The sequence below is a fragment of the Microbulbifer sp. ABH2_005 genome (assembly GCF_056160005.1).
In genome coordinates, this window is sequence record NZ_JBSWWI010000001.1 from 233,619 (window position 1) to 249,979 (window position 16,361).

The 16,361-nt window shown below is 45.7% G+C and carries 15 protein-coding genes; 11 read left to right on the forward strand and 4 right to left on the reverse strand.

Annotation, left to right across the window (positions count from 1 at the left end):
• Window positions 1-10 precede the first annotated feature (10 nt).
• Complete coding sequence (locus ACXAFI_RS01055; RefSeq protein ID WP_475107321.1) at window positions 11-1,522, reverse strand: CoA-acylating methylmalonate-semialdehyde dehydrogenase; 1,512 nt, start codon at window positions 1,520-1,522, stop codon at window positions 11-13.
• Window positions 1,523-1,914: 392 nt separating this feature from the next.
• Between ACXAFI_RS01055 and ACXAFI_RS01060 the strand changes: the two genes are divergently transcribed.
• On the forward strand, window positions 1,915-2,970 hold the full coding sequence (locus ACXAFI_RS01060; RefSeq protein ID WP_475107322.1) for a hypothetical protein: 1,056 nt from the start codon (window positions 1,915-1,917) through the stop codon (window positions 2,968-2,970).
• Window positions 2,971-3,089: 119 nt separating this feature from the next.
• Here the strand turns inward: ACXAFI_RS01060 and ACXAFI_RS01065 are convergent, their stop codons facing one another.
• Together ACXAFI_RS01065 and ACXAFI_RS01070 are read right to left on the reverse strand one after the other, a co-directional pair.
• Window positions 3,090-4,058, reverse strand: a complete 969-nt coding sequence (locus tag ACXAFI_RS01065; protein ID WP_475107323.1) for an alpha/beta hydrolase — start codon at window positions 4,056-4,058, stop codon at window positions 3,090-3,092.
• Between the two features lie 343 nt (window positions 4,059-4,401).
• On the reverse strand, window positions 4,402-5,004 hold the full coding sequence (locus ACXAFI_RS01070) for an N-acetyltransferase family protein (RefSeq protein WP_475107324.1): 603 nt from the start codon (window positions 5,002-5,004) through the stop codon (window positions 4,402-4,404).
• A 447-nt stretch (window positions 5,005-5,451) separates the two neighbouring features.
• On the opposite strand from ACXAFI_RS01070, the gene ACXAFI_RS01075 reads away from it, so the two are divergent.
• Complete coding sequence (locus ACXAFI_RS01075; RefSeq protein WP_475107325.1) at window positions 5,452-6,918, forward strand: DEAD/DEAH box helicase; 1,467 nt, start codon at window positions 5,452-5,454, stop codon at window positions 6,916-6,918.
• A 334-nt stretch (window positions 6,919-7,252) separates the two neighbouring features.
• Window positions 7,253-9,598 carry an FG-GAP repeat domain-containing protein gene (locus ACXAFI_RS01080; protein ID WP_475107326.1) on the forward strand — a complete coding sequence of 782 codons (2,346 nt, stop codon included), beginning with the start codon at window positions 7,253-7,255 and terminating at the stop codon, window positions 9,596-9,598.
• A gap of 29 nt (window positions 9,599-9,627) precedes the next feature.
• Here the strand turns inward: ACXAFI_RS01080 and ACXAFI_RS01085 are convergent, their stop codons facing one another.
• A complete protein-coding gene (locus tag ACXAFI_RS01085) occupies window positions 9,628-10,929 on the reverse strand; it encodes an amidohydrolase (protein ID WP_475107327.1) in 1,302 nt (433 codons plus the stop codon).
• A 310-nt stretch (window positions 10,930-11,239) separates the two neighbouring features.
• Here ACXAFI_RS01085 and ACXAFI_RS01090 point away from each other — a divergent pair, with 310 nt between their 5' ends.
• From ACXAFI_RS01090 to glk, 8 genes are all read left to right on the forward strand, one after another.
• Window positions 11,240-11,530 (forward strand): hypothetical protein, encoded by a 291-nt coding sequence (locus ACXAFI_RS01090; protein ID WP_475107328.1) that lies wholly within the window; start codon window positions 11,240-11,242, stop codon window positions 11,528-11,530.
• 49 nt (window positions 11,531-11,579) lie between these two features.
• Window positions 11,580-11,891, forward strand: coding sequence for a cupin (locus tag ACXAFI_RS01095; protein ID WP_475107329.1), 312 nt, complete (start codon window positions 11,580-11,582; stop codon window positions 11,889-11,891).
• Between the two features lie 406 nt (window positions 11,892-12,297).
• The gene (locus ACXAFI_RS01100) at window positions 12,298-12,651 is read left to right on the forward strand and encodes a transposase (protein WP_475107330.1); all 354 of its coding nucleotides are present in this window, start codon (window positions 12,298-12,300) and stop codon (window positions 12,649-12,651) included.
• Window positions 12,603-13,490 (forward strand): IS3 family transposase, encoded by an 888-nt coding sequence (locus ACXAFI_RS01105; protein WP_475105975.1) that lies wholly within the window; start codon window positions 12,603-12,605, stop codon window positions 13,488-13,490. Before ACXAFI_RS01100 ends, ACXAFI_RS01105 begins: the two co-directional genes overlap by 49 nt.
• Window positions 13,491-13,535: 45 nt before the next feature.
• Window positions 13,536-13,877, forward strand: a complete 342-nt coding sequence (locus ACXAFI_RS01110) for a hypothetical protein (protein WP_475107331.1) — start codon at window positions 13,536-13,538, stop codon at window positions 13,875-13,877.
• A gap of 111 nt (window positions 13,878-13,988) precedes the next feature.
• Window positions 13,989-14,126 (forward strand): hypothetical protein, encoded by a 138-nt coding sequence (locus ACXAFI_RS01115; protein WP_475107332.1) that lies wholly within the window; start codon window positions 13,989-13,991, stop codon window positions 14,124-14,126.
• Window positions 14,127-14,486: 360 nt separating this feature from the next.
• Complete coding sequence (locus tag ACXAFI_RS01120; RefSeq protein ID WP_152455163.1) at window positions 14,487-14,795, forward strand: DUF1272 domain-containing protein; 309 nt, start codon at window positions 14,487-14,489, stop codon at window positions 14,793-14,795.
• Between the two features lie 309 nt (window positions 14,796-15,104).
• Window positions 15,105-16,067: a glucokinase gene (gene glk, locus ACXAFI_RS01125; protein WP_475107333.1), complete on the forward strand. Its 963-nt coding sequence runs from the start codon at window positions 15,105-15,107 to the stop codon at window positions 16,065-16,067.
• The last annotated feature ends 294 nt before the right edge of the window (window positions 16,068-16,361 follow it).

Here is a 16,361-nt window from a genome sequence, read left to right on the forward strand (position 1 = left end):
TTAAGTGGTGTTACTTTAACTGTATGGTCATATTTGCTTGTTCGGCGTGTTCGATATCTGAATCGAACCAACGAGCAGTGATCGTTTTTGTTTCGGTATAGAAGCGCACGGCTTGCTTACCATAAGCGTGCAAGTCCCCATAGAAAGAGCTGCGCCAGCCGGTAAAACTGAAAAAGGGCAGTGGAACCGGGATAGGCACATTGATACCCACCTGGCCAACAAGGATTTCATGTTGGTATTTTCTTGCGGCAGCCCCACTGGCAGTAAATATCGAAGTCCCATTGCCGTAGGGGCAATTATTGACCAGTGTTATGGCTTCATCTAAGTGATCTACATTCACTAGGCATAATACTGGCCCAAATATTTCATCGGTATAAATAGACATTTCAGCGGTGACATTGGCAAACAGGGTGGGGCCTACCCAGTTGCCATGGGGATATCCATCAACTATAACTTGTGAGCCATCCAGCAAACAATCGGCCCCCTCTTTTTTGCCGGTCTCGATATAACCCAGCACCCGCTTTTTTGCCGCGGGGGAAATTAGGGGGCCATAGTCGGCTTGCGGATTCTTCCAATGTCCAGGTTTTATCTTTGCCATCGCATCCCGTATTTCGGGGATCCAACTCTGTGCCTCACCGACTAATACCACTACCGAAATTGCCATACATCGCTGACCCGCGGCCCCAACAGAAGAACCGATGATATTGTTGATAGTGGCACTTTTATTAGCATCGGGCATGACCACCATGTGATTTTTGGCTCCGGCAAAAGCCTGTACTCTTTTTAAATACTGAGTACCTGTTTGATAAATATGCCGACCCACCGGTACCGAGCCGACAAAAGAAATGGCTTTAATGTCTGGATCTTTGAGTAAGAAATCCACCTGCTCCCGGCCACCATGGATAACTTGCAGTACCCCTTTTGGGGCGCCTGCCTGCTCAAATAATTCGGCCAGCTTGCATGGTGTAATTGGATCTTGTTCGGAAGGCTTAAGAATAAAAGTGTTGCCACAGGCGATCGCAAGGGGAAACATCCACAGTGGAATCATGGCAGGGAAGTTGAAAGGTGTAATGCCGGCGCAGACACCGATAGGTTGAACATAAGAATAACAATCTATAGCGCTGGCAACGTTTTCAACTGTCTCGCCCATTAATAGCGTGGCAATATTGGCAGCATGTTCAACAACCTCAATACCCCGCCAAACATCCCCCTTGGCATCCTCAAAAGTTTTCCCGGTTTCCTCTGCGAGAATCTCAGCCAAGGTCTCTTGGTGTTCCTTTAGCAGAGCCTGGTACTTGAGCATAATACGCGCTCTGCTAGGGACTGGAGTATCCCGCCAGGATAAAAACGCCTGTTTCGCGGCGGCAATGGCCTTAAGTTGCTCTGCCTCAGTGGTATAGGGAGCCTGGGTTAAAACCTCCCCCGTGGCAGGATTTGTCACATCCAGCCACTCCTTAGCATTGGATTGTATCCAGTTGCCGTCAATGAGAAGCGGAAGGCGAGCGGGAATGGATTTATTCATATTATTTGCCTTACCAGAAACAGGTGGGGAGGTGTCCAACAGTTTAGGCGTTTTAGGTGTTGTCTCAATAGTTAGGGGGCATTTCACGCCGTGTGTTGATGTAGGGAGCCCTGGAACAATTGTGTTAGTAGGGGTAGGAGGGGATTGTGGATAACTACAGTCTGGACAGAAATAGAGATGACACTCTTATGTTTTTAGGGGGGGCTGGCCTTGCCGTAGCTAATACGGGTTAATGGGATTAAATTAGTATTGTGTGGGCTTTCTCAACTTGCGTAATGGGTGTCAGATATTTCCATAAAAGTTGTAGGCATACTGATAGTATGCGTTTTCACTATTTTAAAAGTCGTAGCTCAGGGATCTTTATAAATTAATTTAAATTAGGAGGTGGTAAGATGTTTTATCAAAAAAAAATCAAGTTATTGATCATTTCAATTTTTTGGTCAGTAAGCCACCTTGTCTCGGCCACCACTTTGGATGACCTGAAAGCTCATACACCTACTTCAAATACAACTTGGGCAGAGCAATGGTTCTACAATATTGCTGTACCCGATGTGGGATATTTTAAGGTGAGCCTGCAAACTTATATCGCTCCGGATTTCACTGAGCCAACTCCTAGGCCTTATATTCATGTAGCATTTTCTCCCAAGAATGGCACAGAAGTTAAGTATGACCTTTTTCTGGATGAAGTCATCCTGAACCATCCAGATAACTCAGGGGAATTCTACTACGAGGTTCCTGGAGTCGTTTTGGCGGATGAGGCAGGGATATGGGTCAATCATGCTGAATTTAACTTTAGCATGCGTTGGGCCGGAGACCATCATCATTATTGGCACGGCCTTAACCCTGGGCAAACACCCTTTGGGATAATTCCCGAGTTGCCTGGAGTGGGAGGGAAGTGGTTTCTCTATACGGTGGGAACACCGGTAAAGTATAGTTTTTCTGATGGTGATCGATCTTTAACTGGGCAAGGCTTTGCTCAGCTGGATAAAGGTTGGTTTGATAAGGAATCCAGTGCGGGTGTTATATACACTATGGGGCTTACCGATGACATTTATTTTATGTTTACTGGGGCAAAAATTGGTGACTCAAGTATTGAGATGTGGGCGGGTAGATATATTTCAGACCAGTATGATCTAATTTTTTACCCAGCGTTTAAGAATTTATCGGTTAAACGTGAGCTGGATCCATGTTCTGGTTATCTAAAGCTACAAATGAATAAATTAAAGTATAAGTTGAATCTTGAAGCCTGGGCTGATGCAGGAAGTTTCTATCGGCAGAGGTTTCCTTCGGATGTTATTTTTGGCCTCGGCCAAATTTACATGAAATCAATGCAGGCAAATATCAACTTCTCTCTTTATAAAAGGGGTAGTCTGGTGGAATCCATTCAAGTGCCACAGGGGCTTTTGGAGTTTAGTGGGCCTTTTACCTGTGAAGGGGGCGCGGGGTAGAGTCTGGATCTATTCCCTGATGTATGATTGTATTCTGTTTCTAGGCTAAGGCGACGGTAGTTTGTCGCTTCTTTGTACAATTATTTTCCCTAGTGGGAGCTTTCTTAAGATTGGAATTCTTAATTGGGCGTAAGCCACTCTTGTAAGATTCTATGCTCTATACCACCGATAATGGCCATGCTCGGGTGATTTCTTTCCGGTAAATTTACCACCCTAATATGGCCCTGATCTAGGTTTTTAAAGTGATCATAAGGTGATATAGAGTCAGTATTTGAAGTAAATAAGAGCACCGGTATGGAAGAATTCATAATTAAAGGTTCAATTTTTGTATCTTGGGAACTGATATTGGCTTCTTTCAGTGCGGTTAATGCTCCTATTTTAATCTCATCCTCAGAAATTGCTTTGCTAAGCAGCGGAAAGTTTTCCTTAGCATAAAGATAAACAGCCTGATCAAATTCCAACATGGGTGCCTGTAAAATCAGACCGCTGATATCCTGTCTAGATTGAGAAATTCTGGCCGCGGCAAGGCTTCCCATGGAGTTGCCAAGAAGATAAATGTGTTGATTCTCTATAATGCCTGTATCAATTAGATCATCAATCAGTCTGTTAATGATTTTGCTATCACCAACACCATATTCCTTATTGCCACCGGATTCGCCATGACCAAGAAGGTCTGGAATAACAACATGAAACCCCAATAATCGGAAATATAATGCAGAGTTGAGCATGAATTCCTTTGAGGCGCGGAAACCGTGTAGCAGAATCAAAGTGCCGGAATAACTGTTTTTCAGAGCTTTCCTATCTATGGCAAGAGCTACTGTAGTTGTACTCTGACCTGAGTCGGTTTCAATAGAGTATTTGATTTTGCCTTTTTCCAAGGGGGCGGCATAAAGATAGCTGATGCTAAGATCTCTGTATGTATCTCGATAGTTACCTTTCTTAAACCCCCATGTTTCAATCTGTTCACTGGAAACGATCTCGTCGTAAGGGAAGCTTTTAGAGTGCGTAATATAGTCTGCGATATTTGAGGAGCAAGCAGAAATCAAAACGCAGAATATAGTAACTGGAATCAGTTTTTTTAGTTTCATTTTTATAGGGATAAAATAAGCGGTTAAATCTAATGTAAGTGCACAAAAGAACGAGAAATAGTACTGGTTGTCGATCTCTTCAGATCTGTGGTGACACTTTGGTGTTTAATAAGCTCAGCTGTGAAAACTGCTAGCAAGTTTAAAGGTTTATTTCCCGGTGTTATGCCCTGCCGGTTATCCCGTTAGGTATACTGATTCGGTAGCGAACTGACCGGATGGTCATTTAATATCTTAGTGGATGGAAACAAGGGCACAGGAAGATTCATTAAGTCTGGGGTAGTAAAGCAGTAGGATGGCGGCAGCTAAATAAAATTCACTACCGCCATAATTGTGAGGAAGGTCTTTAACCCAGATTTATCCCGGCCTCTTTAGAGGTTGCATCATAACCATTGGTAGGGGGATTTCCCTGAAGGTTAAGAGTATAAGTTAATAGGGTGTAATCTTTCGGGTCTGCTTTACAAACAAACCCCATAGAGCGGGCAAATGTCTGCACGCGTTTATTATCGGCCGACTCAATAGAGTAAATCCGTTGTAAGCCCTGCTCTTTCGCACAGTCGATCAGACGTTTAAGCATCAATCGGCCGAGTCCCAATCCCTGCCAGTCATCGCGCACAACAACTGCGCACTCACAGGCTTGTCCGTCAGCATCTACAGCGTAATGTGCTGTGGCCACGGCCCTTTGCGCATGGTCACTGGTACACAGGGCAATAAAGGCCTCGTGAATCTGGTGATCATTATCGGTGAGTAGCTCAATCAATTTTTGGCTGGCTTTACAGCTTCCACCAATAAAGCGGTCACGCCGGGTTTCTGGAGATAAATCTTCGATAAGATCTTTCTCCAGTTGGCTGTCACTGCGACAAATAGGGCGTATTGAAACCCTGCGCCCGTTACCGAGAGTGACTTGTTCGATCTGGTGTTCATTACTGACACTGCGATTGTGTGACATGGTTGTGAATATCCCAGCAGCACTTGGCTGCATCATCTGTGGTTCGCAACGAGGGTTGGATATCACAAAGATAGACGCTCGCGTTGCGAACGTGGAACTATGTTACGGTCGTCTCGCCCGAGTGCCTAACAATCCCTGTGTCTATGGCTATGAGGACTAGTTTTAGAGGCTGGAACTATACAGTCAGATTGTTTGTGTTATAGTGCTGCAGCTGATTTTTCTCAGCTGCGTCATTTGTAGGCCGGTGATATACCGGTATCCCCCCGTGAACTTTTCTTAAATTCTTCCCGGAACCCTCTACTGAATGCCGCGCGCCGGCTGGCCGGTGATTTGACGGCTGTGTGCATCGAGCCTTGCTTGCTCTGGATGCCAACTCCGATTTTTCTATTTGCACCTCTGTGGTGCGAATGTGTTTGATTGCGCCTAGGGCGCAGTTTGAGGTTATTTATGTTGTTTGAAGATCTGGGCCTTGCCCAGGAGATCGCCCGTGCAGTTGCAGAGCAGGGGTACAGTGCGCCCACGCCCATCCAAGCTCAGGCTATTCCCGCCGTTATGCAGGGCAGCGATATTATGGCTGCGGCCCAAACGGGAACTGGTAAGACTGCCGGTTTTACCTTGCCAATGTTGCACCGTTTGAGCCAGGGGGAGCGCGCAAAAAAAGGGCAGGTGCGTGCGTTGGTGCTTACTCCTACCAGGGAACTGGCTGCGCAGGTGTTCGATAATGTGCAGAGCTATAGTAAATACTTGCCAATGCGCCACTCTGTTGTCTTTGGTGGGGTGAAGATCAATCCACAGATCGCCAGGCTGCGCGGCGGTGCCGATATCCTGGTGGCCACTCCCGGACGTTTACTGGACCTACATAGCCAGGGGGCTATCCGCTTCGATCGGCTCGAAGCCCTGGTGTTGGATGAGGCCGACCGCATGCTGGACATGGGCTTCATTCATGATATCAAGCGGGTATTGCGTATCCTGCCCACAGAGCGCCAGAACCTGCTGTTTTCAGCCACCTTCTCCCCGGAAATCCGCCAGCTAGCAAAAGGCCTGGTGAAGAATCCACTGGAAATTGATGTCAGTCCGCGCAACACGACTACAGATACCGTGCGTCAAAAACTGCATCCAGTGGATAAGGCACGCAAAACAAAACTGTTGAGTCACCTTATTCGCGATAACGACTGGCACCAGGCTCTGGTATTCAGCCGAACCAAGCATGGCGCCAACCGGTTGGTGAAGCAGTTGGAGGGCGACAATATCCGCGCGGCGGCGATTCATGGCAATAAAAGCCAGAATGCACGCACTCGTGCCCTGGCCGACTTCAAGGCGGGCAAAGTGCAAATATTGGTTGCCACTGATATCGCCGCTCGAGGAATTGATATTGATCAGTTACCCCAAGTAGTTAACTTTGATCTGCCTAACGTTCCCGAAGATTATGTTCACCGTATTGGTCGTACGGGCCGTGCCGGTGCGCGTGGCCAGGCGGTGTCCCTGGTCAGCGCCGATGAAATCAAGCAATTGCGCGATATTGAGCGCTTGATTGGCAAGCCAATCCCCCGTGAGGAGATTGAGGACTTTGAGCCCGATCACCAGCTGCCGGCCTCTGGTAATCCCAAGCGTGGTGGCGGACAAAAGCCCGCCGCCAACAAGCGCCCTACCGGCTCCCGTAACAGTGAGGGGGGGCGTGAAGCGCGAGGTAATAGCGATGAGCGCAGGGGTAATCGCGGAAATGGTCGCGGCAAGACAGAAGGACGTGGAAACGGTGGCCGCAACAGCAATGCCGCTGCCGGTAAAGGCGGTAATGGAAATCGAGCCGGTGGTAATGGCAGAACTCGCGGTGCTGAATCCAGCCGCAGTGACGCCCAGAAACCTCAGAGAGCACCAAGACGCCGTCCCAGCAGAGGACGTTCGGAAAGCGCTTAGCAGTTCGAGCAGTTGGTAATAAAAAAAGCGGCTTAGGCCGCTTTTTTTGTAGCTGCTAATTTTCACTTACTCTTAAATTTTATCAGTAAATATATTTTTTGAGTTTTTTAACCGTACTTCAATTTGCTGCAATATATGTTTTTTCTAAAGTTGAATAACTTGGTGCATTGGTTTCACGATTTATAGCCTTACGTTTCTATCCCAAGTTTTAGCACCAGCGTCTGCTTTAGCCGCGTAATTTTAAACACTCTTTATTTAATTGATCACATCTGCTCTGTGGATTTTGTGTTAGGTTTCGCTTGCTTCTTAAAGCGATTTTACACAAGGAGATGTTGTGAAAAAGAAGTTACTCTCAAAATTCTTTGTCTTCCCTTCTTCTGTGCTACTGCTTGCCAGCAGTGCATGGGGAGAGGTTCAATTTCTGCCTGCAGAAATTTATCCAATAGGATCAAAAGCGGAAGCTATTGCGGTAGCGGATTTAAATAATGATGGTCGAGATGATGTGGTGCTGAGCACCTCCAGTAATTTTGATTCAGTTAATGACTTTAAATTAAAGGTATTTTTACAGGGTGAGAATGGGCAGTTAGAGGATTCCATAGACTATCCATTAGATGGGGATGGGGATGGAACGCATCTGCCAAAATCTATTGCTGTTGGAGATCTGAATAGTGATGGACTTCAGGATGTTGCTGTAGGTTTTGACAAAAGTCGAATTGATATTTTTTTTCAGCTTAGTGATGGATCTTTAGCTTTAGGGAAATCTTTTAATTCATCTTACTCTAGTCAAGTAGCTATTGCTGATGTTACCGGGGATGGAGTTAGTGATATCGTTGGTAGAGGTGCGGATACTATTGGGGTTGTAATTTATTCAATAGTTGGTACTAAGCCAGAGGATTATAGGTCTTTTCTTCACTTCCTGGAGCCGGATAATCTTGGCAGCTTGACACTTGGTGACGTCAATAATGATGGCGTCGACGATATCATAACGATTAGTAATCAATCACAGGGTAAGGCCTTAACGGTATTGATCTCCCAGGGAGATGGTGATTTTTTCCCGACTTCATACTATGCACTCGGCAGTGATTTCACAGTTTACGATATTTCAGTTAATGATCTAAATGGAGATGGTTTAAATGATATATGGTTGTCTATTGGAGAGGGATCAGATGCCTCTCAGTTAGCTTTCTATCAAGGGAGTGATGGGTTGCTGCAAAAGCCTTTTGCAATTCCCAGTAAAAGCATTTCAGCAATGTTGTTATCTCATGATTTGAATAATGACTTAAGTCATGAATTTATGACAATTTCATTGAATACTAATAGTATTTCTATTTTTGATACGCTGACCAGAAATGGATTGTCAGGGCAATCCAGTCACGGTATACCAGAGGATATTTATGCAAATCCTCGAGGAGTAGATGTAGGAGATATCAATAGTGATGGAATTCCAGATGTTGTTATTGCAAGTCCTTCTTCAGGATTGGTTCTGCTAAAGGGAGATACCCAAGGGATTAACTTGGCGCCGATAGCTGATGCTGGAAATGATCAGGTAGTCCAAAAAAATCAGCTAATCCTTTTAGATGGTAGTCAATCAGCTGATAGAGACGGAAGCATTATTGATTATCGTTGGAAGCAAGTATCAGGTTCCCCTGTTTCATTAAATGATACGAGTAATGGATTTGCCACCTTCTTGGCACCGTCATCCAAAAATTCCGATATTGGCGGTGATGAAGCTTTGGTGTTCGAATTAGAAGTTGAAGATCATGAAAACGTAGTTTCTGTTGATACGGCGATTGTTACCTTGGATGGAAATACCCCGCCTAGAGCAATAATACGTGATTTTCAGGCAGTAAAATCTGGCGAGGTTGTCATTCTGGATGGTAGTTCCTCAATAGATTTATTTGGAGAGATTGTTAGCTATGAGTGGAGGCAAATTTCTGGAGAGCCTGTGGAGTTGGTGCAGGATTCTGAAGCTACGGTGAGCTTCAAAGCACCGGTAATCTCTGGTTCTCCTTTTATATTTTTTGAAGCACTGAAGTTCGAACTGGTGGTCACAGATAATGAAGGTCTGGAAAGTAGCGCTGTAACTCAAGTAAATGTCCAGAGCCTCGCCTCGCCGCTAGTCATTATTGGAGCCCCCCAGGAAGTAAGTTCTGGTGAGGAAGTACTTCTGGATGGCAGGGCCTCTACAGATGCAGATGGGGAAATCGTTAGCTACAATTGGCGCTCACTTTCTGATATTCCAGTAATTAATAACCAAGACGGCACAGCTAGTTTTATTGCGCCTGAGGTTTCTCCAGGGCTAAAAGCTGCTTTTTTGTTTGAGCTTGAAGTGGTGGATAATGATGGTCTGAAGTCTACCGGCATGGTTGGTATTGTCGTAGAGCAGAATATGCCTCCTATGATGCCTATAAGTCTAATAAAAGTTGTTCAACCAAGTTCCCTTGTTACCCTTGATGCTTCTGGTGCCTTTGATATTGATGGAGACATAGTAAAATATCAATGGGAGCAAGTATCTGGTCCTCCCGTCTCTATTACCAGCTCAGACCGCGTCAACGCTTCATTTACAGCACCATCAGAGCAGGCCACATTGGTTTTTTCTGTAACACTGACCGATGATGATGGGGAGAGTAGCACTTTTAATATTTCAATCAGAGTTTTTGAATTAACGCCTATTGGTTAAGAAAAAAGAGCCCCAAGTGGGGCTCTTTTTTACTGTTTCTTATAATTTTCCATATAGCTCAAAGTCAATAATGTTAAAGCCTCTGTGCCTTTACGCAACGTGCCTTCATCCACATAAAATAGCGGTGAATGGTTGCTCGGGGCTTTGCTGGGATCCTGCCCTTGCGGGGTTACCCCTAAAAAGTAGAAGAATCCAGGCACTTCGTTTGCGTAATAGGAAAAATCTTCAGCACCGGTTATTTTTGGTACCTCCACAACACGTTGTTCCCCCACCACAGATCTTAAAATAGGCAGGGCCGTCTCAGTGAGCTCGGCATTGTTGATCGTTACTGGGTAGCCCTCAAGGATTTCCACATCCGCACTAGCTCCAGAGCTTTCGGCAATCAGTTCCGCAGTGGTTTTTAAGCGTTTAAAAATCTCCGCGCGATTGTCCATATCAAAGTTGCGGATGGTGCCGTTCAGGTAAACACTGTCTGGAATAATATTGTTGCGCACACCGCCATCAATACGGCCGTAGGAAATAACGGCAGGTTCCTTGGTGATATCGATTTGGCGACTGACAATAGCTTGGGTGCCCATTACAACTTGCGCGGCGGTAACAATCGGGTCAACGCCACCCCAGGGACGTGAACCATGTGTTTGTCGGCCGTTAATAGTAATGCGAAACTCGTCGGCAGCGGCCATTAACGGACCTGAGCGATAGCCAATCACACCGGAGGGTAAGGAAGAGGTGACATGCTGGCCGAATGCCACTTCTGGTTCGTATTTTCTGAACAAGCCTTCCTTGAGCATCAGTTCTGCTCCACCTTCCTCACCATCTGGCGCCCCTTCCTCGGCGGGCTGGAAGATAAAGAGGACATTGCCGGCCAGCTCCTCACGAAGGCCTGTGAGTACTTCAGCAGCTCCCATCAGCATGGCCACATGGGTATCATGGCCGCAGGCATGCATGACTCCGACATCCTTGCCCTTATAAGAAGTTCTCACCTTAGAGGCGAAGGGAACATCGGCTCTTTCGGTGACTGGTAAAGCATCCATATCCGCGCGCAGGGCGACGGTAGGGCCGGGTTTGCTCCCTTTGAGAAAACCCACTAGCCCGGTATGGGCAATCCCTGTCTCAACCTCTAGGCCCAGTGCGCGCAGATACTTCTCAATATATTTGGCGGTCTCAAATTCACGATTTCCCAGTTCTGGATTCTGGTGCAGGTGACGGCGCCATTCGATGACTTTGGGTGCGGTGTCTTCTAGTAATTGCTGGGGATTGGTATCTGTAGCAGATGCCTGACTGGCCAGTAACGACGTACTGATAGCGAGTGATAGGAGGAGTTTATTCACGGTATTTTCTCTTTTCTCATTATCGGTAATCGATTCTATCTTTCTGGCAGAAAAGCGCCAGCGCGAATACGTTTAAGTAGAAACTTGTTCAATGAATACACAGCTGGTGTTACTGGATGAGCGTGTAGTAAGTTGAGCCGTTGAGCAGTAATAAATGCTCATGCCAAAATGGTAGTTTAGGGGGTATTGTTTCTGAGGGTGGATCTTAAAAAATTAACAGCGAAATAGTATGCTTAACTGAATATTAAAAATATTATCAGTACAATAGTCATATCAAAATATACATCAGGGAATCGCAGGGAGAAGGCATTTGGGGATTTTAGATAAAGCCAAGCAGGTTGGAGAAAAAGTCAACGAGTCTGTTACAGCGTTTAGTAGTGATGAAGTGATAGCCAATACCGTTATTAAAGCGGTGGAAAAACAGGAGAAGGTCAATGCAATTCTCAAGGCAAAGGGCTCAAATTATCGGGTAGCAGATATTGATCTTGGCATGGGGATACCGCCGACGGTGTCTTTTGGTGTGCGTAGGATAGATGAAATTACTGACGGGGTTGGTGAGGGTGAAGCTGAGGATCAGGCTTTGAATGCTTCAGTTGATTAATTATTTTAATTTAAGTTTTTCTAGAATTTAATGTAGGTTTAATTTATTAATGGAATTTACAAAAAGTAAGAGCTTCACAGGAAAGGTTGCCTGGGAGTCAAAGCTCATTGCCAATATGAATGGTGTTACTACCAAATTGCATTGGACCAATAAGCCCTATGTTTGGCATGTAAATGATGGTCAGGAAGTATTTGCTGTGCTCGATGGTTGCGTTGAGATGTTTTATAAGCAAGATGGTAAAGTGAAATCTGAGGTGTTGCATCCCGGTGATATCTTTTATGCTTCAGAAGGTACGGAACATGTGGCTCACCCTCAAGGAGAGGCTCGTATACTAGTGGTGGAGATGGAGGGAAGTATTTGATCCTGATCGATTGCTAGAATTTTTAAAAACCGACTTCTCATTGTTTACTCAGATAGGTCTTGAACGCCGGTTTTTTTATAATGGAAGAATACCCTTTTCATAAAAATAATATTGATGCCATAAGTTTACCGATTTACCCCGGTATCAGCCTACTTGAATAATGATTAGGTTAGTTCTTGGCTATATACCCGCTAATACAACTATTCTTCAGTTTTTCGAATGCTATTGATATCAACATAGAATCTGATGGTAAGGCCCTAAAGGACGCAAAGATAGAGCTATGGAAAGCACTACCCGGTAGTGAAGCACAGCGTCTTGATCAAATTATTGCGAATAATAAGGGGAAGGCGCGTTGAAACCTTCCCCCATTGAGTAGACGCCTACCTTTTGAATAGGGTAGGAAAAAATGCCGAAAATACTGAGTGAAGAGCGGGTTGTTGAATATTCAACAGAGTTTAAAGTTAGAGTGGTAGCTCTCACTAATCAACTGAAAGTAGATACGACCACTATCGCCAACATTATTGGTTTGCATCCAGTAATGGTGTATAGATGGCGACAGGAAAGTAGAGAAGGCAAGCTGGTCGAGAAGCCCAGTCGTAGAATAAGTATGGCAAAGACAACGAAAACTCAGTCTCAAACTGATGATAAAGAGATAAGGCGTCTAAAAAAGCAGGTTGAGAAATTGCAAAAGGAGAATGATTTCCTAAAAAAGTGGGAAATGTACCTGAAAGATCTAAAGCTGAAAGATTCTCGTTCATAGCTCTTAATCGATCAGACTTTGGTGTCAGGTACTTATGTAGATACTTGAATGTTTCACCCCAAGGGTTTTATAAGTGGCTCAACCGTGATGAGAGCACTCGAGACATAGAAAATAGGCGAATTCTTGGGTGTATCGAAGCTATCTATGCACAGCATGATGGTAATTATGGAAGCCCAAGAATTAGCGCAGAGCTGAAAGCTAATGGTGAACGAATAAATCACAAGCGCGTTGAACGCCTTATGAGAGAGGCTGGAATTGTGGGGAAAGCTGGAAGGATCTATCGTCGACGCCCTTTGCCTGGAAATCCTTGCATTAAGGTTGAAAATTTACAAAGAGAGCATGGTATGCCGATTAAACCAGACTCTCAATGGGCTGGTGATGTAACCTATCTGAAGATCAATGGGCAATGGCAATATTTAGCTGTGATTATTGATCTTTACTCCCGGAAAGTGTTGGGTTGGGAGCTGTCGGACACTCGAACTGTTGAGCTAACACTGTCAGCGCTAAATAAAGCTGTCCGTTGCAGAAATATAGAATCAGATCTAATATTTCACAGCGACAGAGGTTCTGAGTACGGTGCTTATGCATACCAAAACCGACTCAAGGAACTGGGTATTGAGCCGAGCATGAATCGTCCAGGATTTATGAATGATAATGTGTATGTAGAATCATTTTTTCAAACACTGAAAACTGAGAGTTTCAAAGGATTTAATTTTGAATCCGTTGAGGAGCTAAGAACCAACTTATCTTGGTATCTTGATAGGTACTATAACTTTAAAAGAAGACATGGTTCACTTGGGTTCAAAAGCCCAGATGAATATGAAAGAATGGCCGCATAAGATGAATATAAGGTGGTGTCTACTTTAAGGGGGGAGGCTTCTCATGTGCAACACTTAACGGATGTTTCCAGCGGAAATTTTGGAGGAACAGTGCTGGGATTGGGCAATTTAATTCAATATGAAATCGTTGTGCGTATGAATACTTTGGCCGCATTGTTATCACTCTGTGGAGGAAGGGAAACTAGAGAAGCTTGTAAAGAATTCCTCAGCTTATCCGAGAGCGCTACGACCTTGGAGGGAATAATAAAGCTGGCTAAGAAACCCTACCTTAACGCTGACAAGTACTTTGAATTGTTTAACCTGCGCTATCCAATCCCTGTGGGAAAACAGCGTAGAAATACAAAGTTCCTTCCTTATCTATATATCCACCAAAATATTATCTCCTGAAGATAAAACTTTCTGGAGGAGGCATCTTTGCCGCTGGCCGGCTGATGTTTGATATCAATGGAAATCTATGGAGTGGCCAGAGCTGGATGCCGGGCTTTCAGTGAGGCTGTCTTGGATGATAATCCGAGTCGAGAAATTGCCACTGCTGGTGGCGGCGTTGGGTTAGTCGTTATTTATGGTATTGCCAAACCTGTACGTAATCCTCTTATTGGGTCGGTACGTCGGCCGGTGACTCCGGTAGCCCAATGAGAGTGAGAGCCATTACTCTGTGAAGGATTTAAAAAGGTAATAATCCAGTATACTCTACTTGAGAGTACATGAGGTGATGATCTATGGGGTAAACTTGCCAATATACTATCGCCTAAAGAAGCATTTCGGTATTTCTCTAAGCTAGTGTTTTTTTAACCACCTTCCAGCTATAAACGAACTGCTTTAAGGTTCCTGCCTTTCCCCAAAGAATTCACCTCACCCTAGACGATTACTTGCCAAGGCTTGAAGATTATCAAGAATTATTGTTTATTGGGAAGTTATAAGAATAAAAGTCAATCTGCTTAATAAAGCTGAGATTTCTCAATACTAAAAATTCCATACTCCGAAGGCGAGTTCACCATGCTACAACTGAGACCCAACTGTGAGTGCTGTGATAAGGACCTACCTCCTAATTCCACAGAGGCAATGATCTGTACCTATGAGTGCACTTTTTGCCGCACCTGTGTAGAAGACATACTGAGCAACGTTTGCCCAAATTGTGGTGGTGGTTTTTGCCCAAGGCCCATTCGTCCACAAGTGGCTCGGCGCCCAGGCGTGGGTCTCGAGTTTCAGCCACCTTCAGAAAAGAGAGTGAAAAGCAAATTCAGCCACGAGGAAATGCAAGTTTTCGCTGAATCCTTAAGAGAGATTGCTGCTGAAGTGCGTTGATCTTTTTGCTGTGATTATTGATGCAGAGTTATGTGCTAATGACCAAATTATATTTTCCGGTCAATAGCTGTTTAGCATGCTGTCGCCGTGATAGCTATTCTGCATTAATAGGGAAAAAAGGTACGAAGAGATGTAATGCACTCAGCCTGGGTCCTTAAGGGCATATTTTCTTCGCTTCAGGGGCAGTAGTAGATTACCCGGTTACTTTATGGGCTAGGTTGCCCTCAACCCTGACCTATGGGGCTAGCATAATTTCTTCTCACCCCTTAACTTATATCGCCTTTTTTTGGGGATCTTATAGGGATAACTATGACGAGTATCGTAGCGGATATCGGCGGCACTAATGCCCGTTTTGCGATAGCCAGACCGGTTGCGGAGGGCTATCAGCTAGAGGGGCTGAAAGTAGTGGACTGCAAGCGCTTTGAAGGGTTTGATGCTGCGTTGCAGCATTGGTTGGATGGCCTCAATCAGCCCAGGCCTGAGAAAGCCTGTATTGCCGCTGCTGGCCCGCTGGAAAAGACTTCCTCCGGTAGTCGCGTTTACATGACCAACCTGGGCTGGAGTATTGATGCCACGGCCCTGGCCGAGGAGTTTCAGTTTCCCCATCTGGAGTTGATCAACGATTTCGCTGCGTTGGCTCAATCCCTGCCGCGCCTGACCAGTAGTGATTATAAGGTACTGAGAGATGTGCCCCGCCCACAAGGGGCGCCCATGGTGGTACTGGGACCGGGTACCGGCCTCGGTGTGGCGGGCCTGGTTGAGGCGGATGGACGCTACCATGTGCTCGCAGGCGAGGGAGGCCACGCTAACCTGACAGTCTCCACCGAGCGCGAGTTGCAATTACTGCAGATCCTCATGAAGAGCCGTACACCGGTTTTCAATGAGTGGGTCCTCTCTGGAAATGGCTTGGTAAATCTGTACCGTGCCGTCTGCGAATTGAATGGTCGAACCCCTGAAGCGCTGACACCACCGGATGTAAGCACTCGTGGCCTGGATAACTCCGACCCTATGTGTCGTGAGACCCTGCTGGATTTCCTCAATTTCCTCGGCAGTGTCGCGGGAGATGCAGCGCTGTATATGGGCGCACGTGGTGGAGTATTCCTGGGGGGAGGCATATTGCCTCGTATCGCAAAGTTGTTGCCTGAAAGCGAGTTTGAGCAGCGCTTTCTCACCAAGGGGCGGGTTGCACAGTGGATGCAAGCCGTGCCGGTCTATGCCTTGAATGCCGGCTACCAGGCACTCATCGGTGCTGCGGTGCAGTTGGAGGGTTGATTTGCCTGCTGTGCCCCTGAAATAGATCAGTTCATTTGTTTCAGGGGCACCTATAAAACGTTTGGGAAAGTTAACACTAAATCGTCACTTTTTTCAGGGGCTCCGCAAGGCTTAAAGCTTCTCTTACAAGCCACACTTCCCTTTGCACCTACCTTGTTAGATACAATTTACCTTCGCCGCATCGCGTATAATTATGCGGTATACCAGCGTGATTGAAGTCACAGTTTCTCCCGCCTCCTCCCCCCTTGGGGGAGGATGTTATGGATAGGGGGCCGGCCTAGGATGCAGGGTCTC

Excerpts from the sequence above, each read along its gene's own strand:
- ACXAFI_RS01065 (WP_475107323.1), bottom strand. The coding sequence starts at position 4,058 with ATGAAACTAAAAAAACTGATTCCAGTTACTATATTCTGCGTTTTGATT.
- ACXAFI_RS01095 (WP_475107329.1), top strand. The coding sequence starts at position 11,580 with ATGGAATTTACAAAAAGTAAGAGCTTCACAGGAAAGGTTGCCTGGGAG.
- ACXAFI_RS01070 (WP_475107324.1), bottom strand. The coding sequence starts at position 5,004 with ATGTCACACAATCGCAGTGTCAGTAATGAACACCAGATCGAACAAGTC.
- glk (WP_475107333.1), top strand. The coding sequence starts at position 15,105 with ATGACGAGTATCGTAGCGGATATCGGCGGCACTAATGCCCGTTTTGCG.
- ACXAFI_RS01120 (WP_152455163.1), top strand. The coding sequence starts at position 14,487 with ATGCTACAACTGAGACCCAACTGTGAGTGCTGTGATAAGGACCTACCT.
- ACXAFI_RS01100 (WP_475107330.1), top strand. The coding sequence starts at position 12,298 with ATGCCGAAAATACTGAGTGAAGAGCGGGTTGTTGAATATTCAACAGAG.
- ACXAFI_RS01075 (WP_475107325.1), top strand. The coding sequence starts at position 5,452 with ATGTTGTTTGAAGATCTGGGCCTTGCCCAGGAGATCGCCCGTGCAGTT.
- ACXAFI_RS01055 (WP_475107321.1), bottom strand. The coding sequence starts at position 1,522 with ATGAATAAATCCATTCCCGCTCGCCTTCCGCTTCTCATTGACGGCAAC.
- ACXAFI_RS01060 (WP_475107322.1), top strand. The coding sequence starts at position 1,915 with ATGTTTTATCAAAAAAAAATCAAGTTATTGATCATTTCAATTTTTTGG.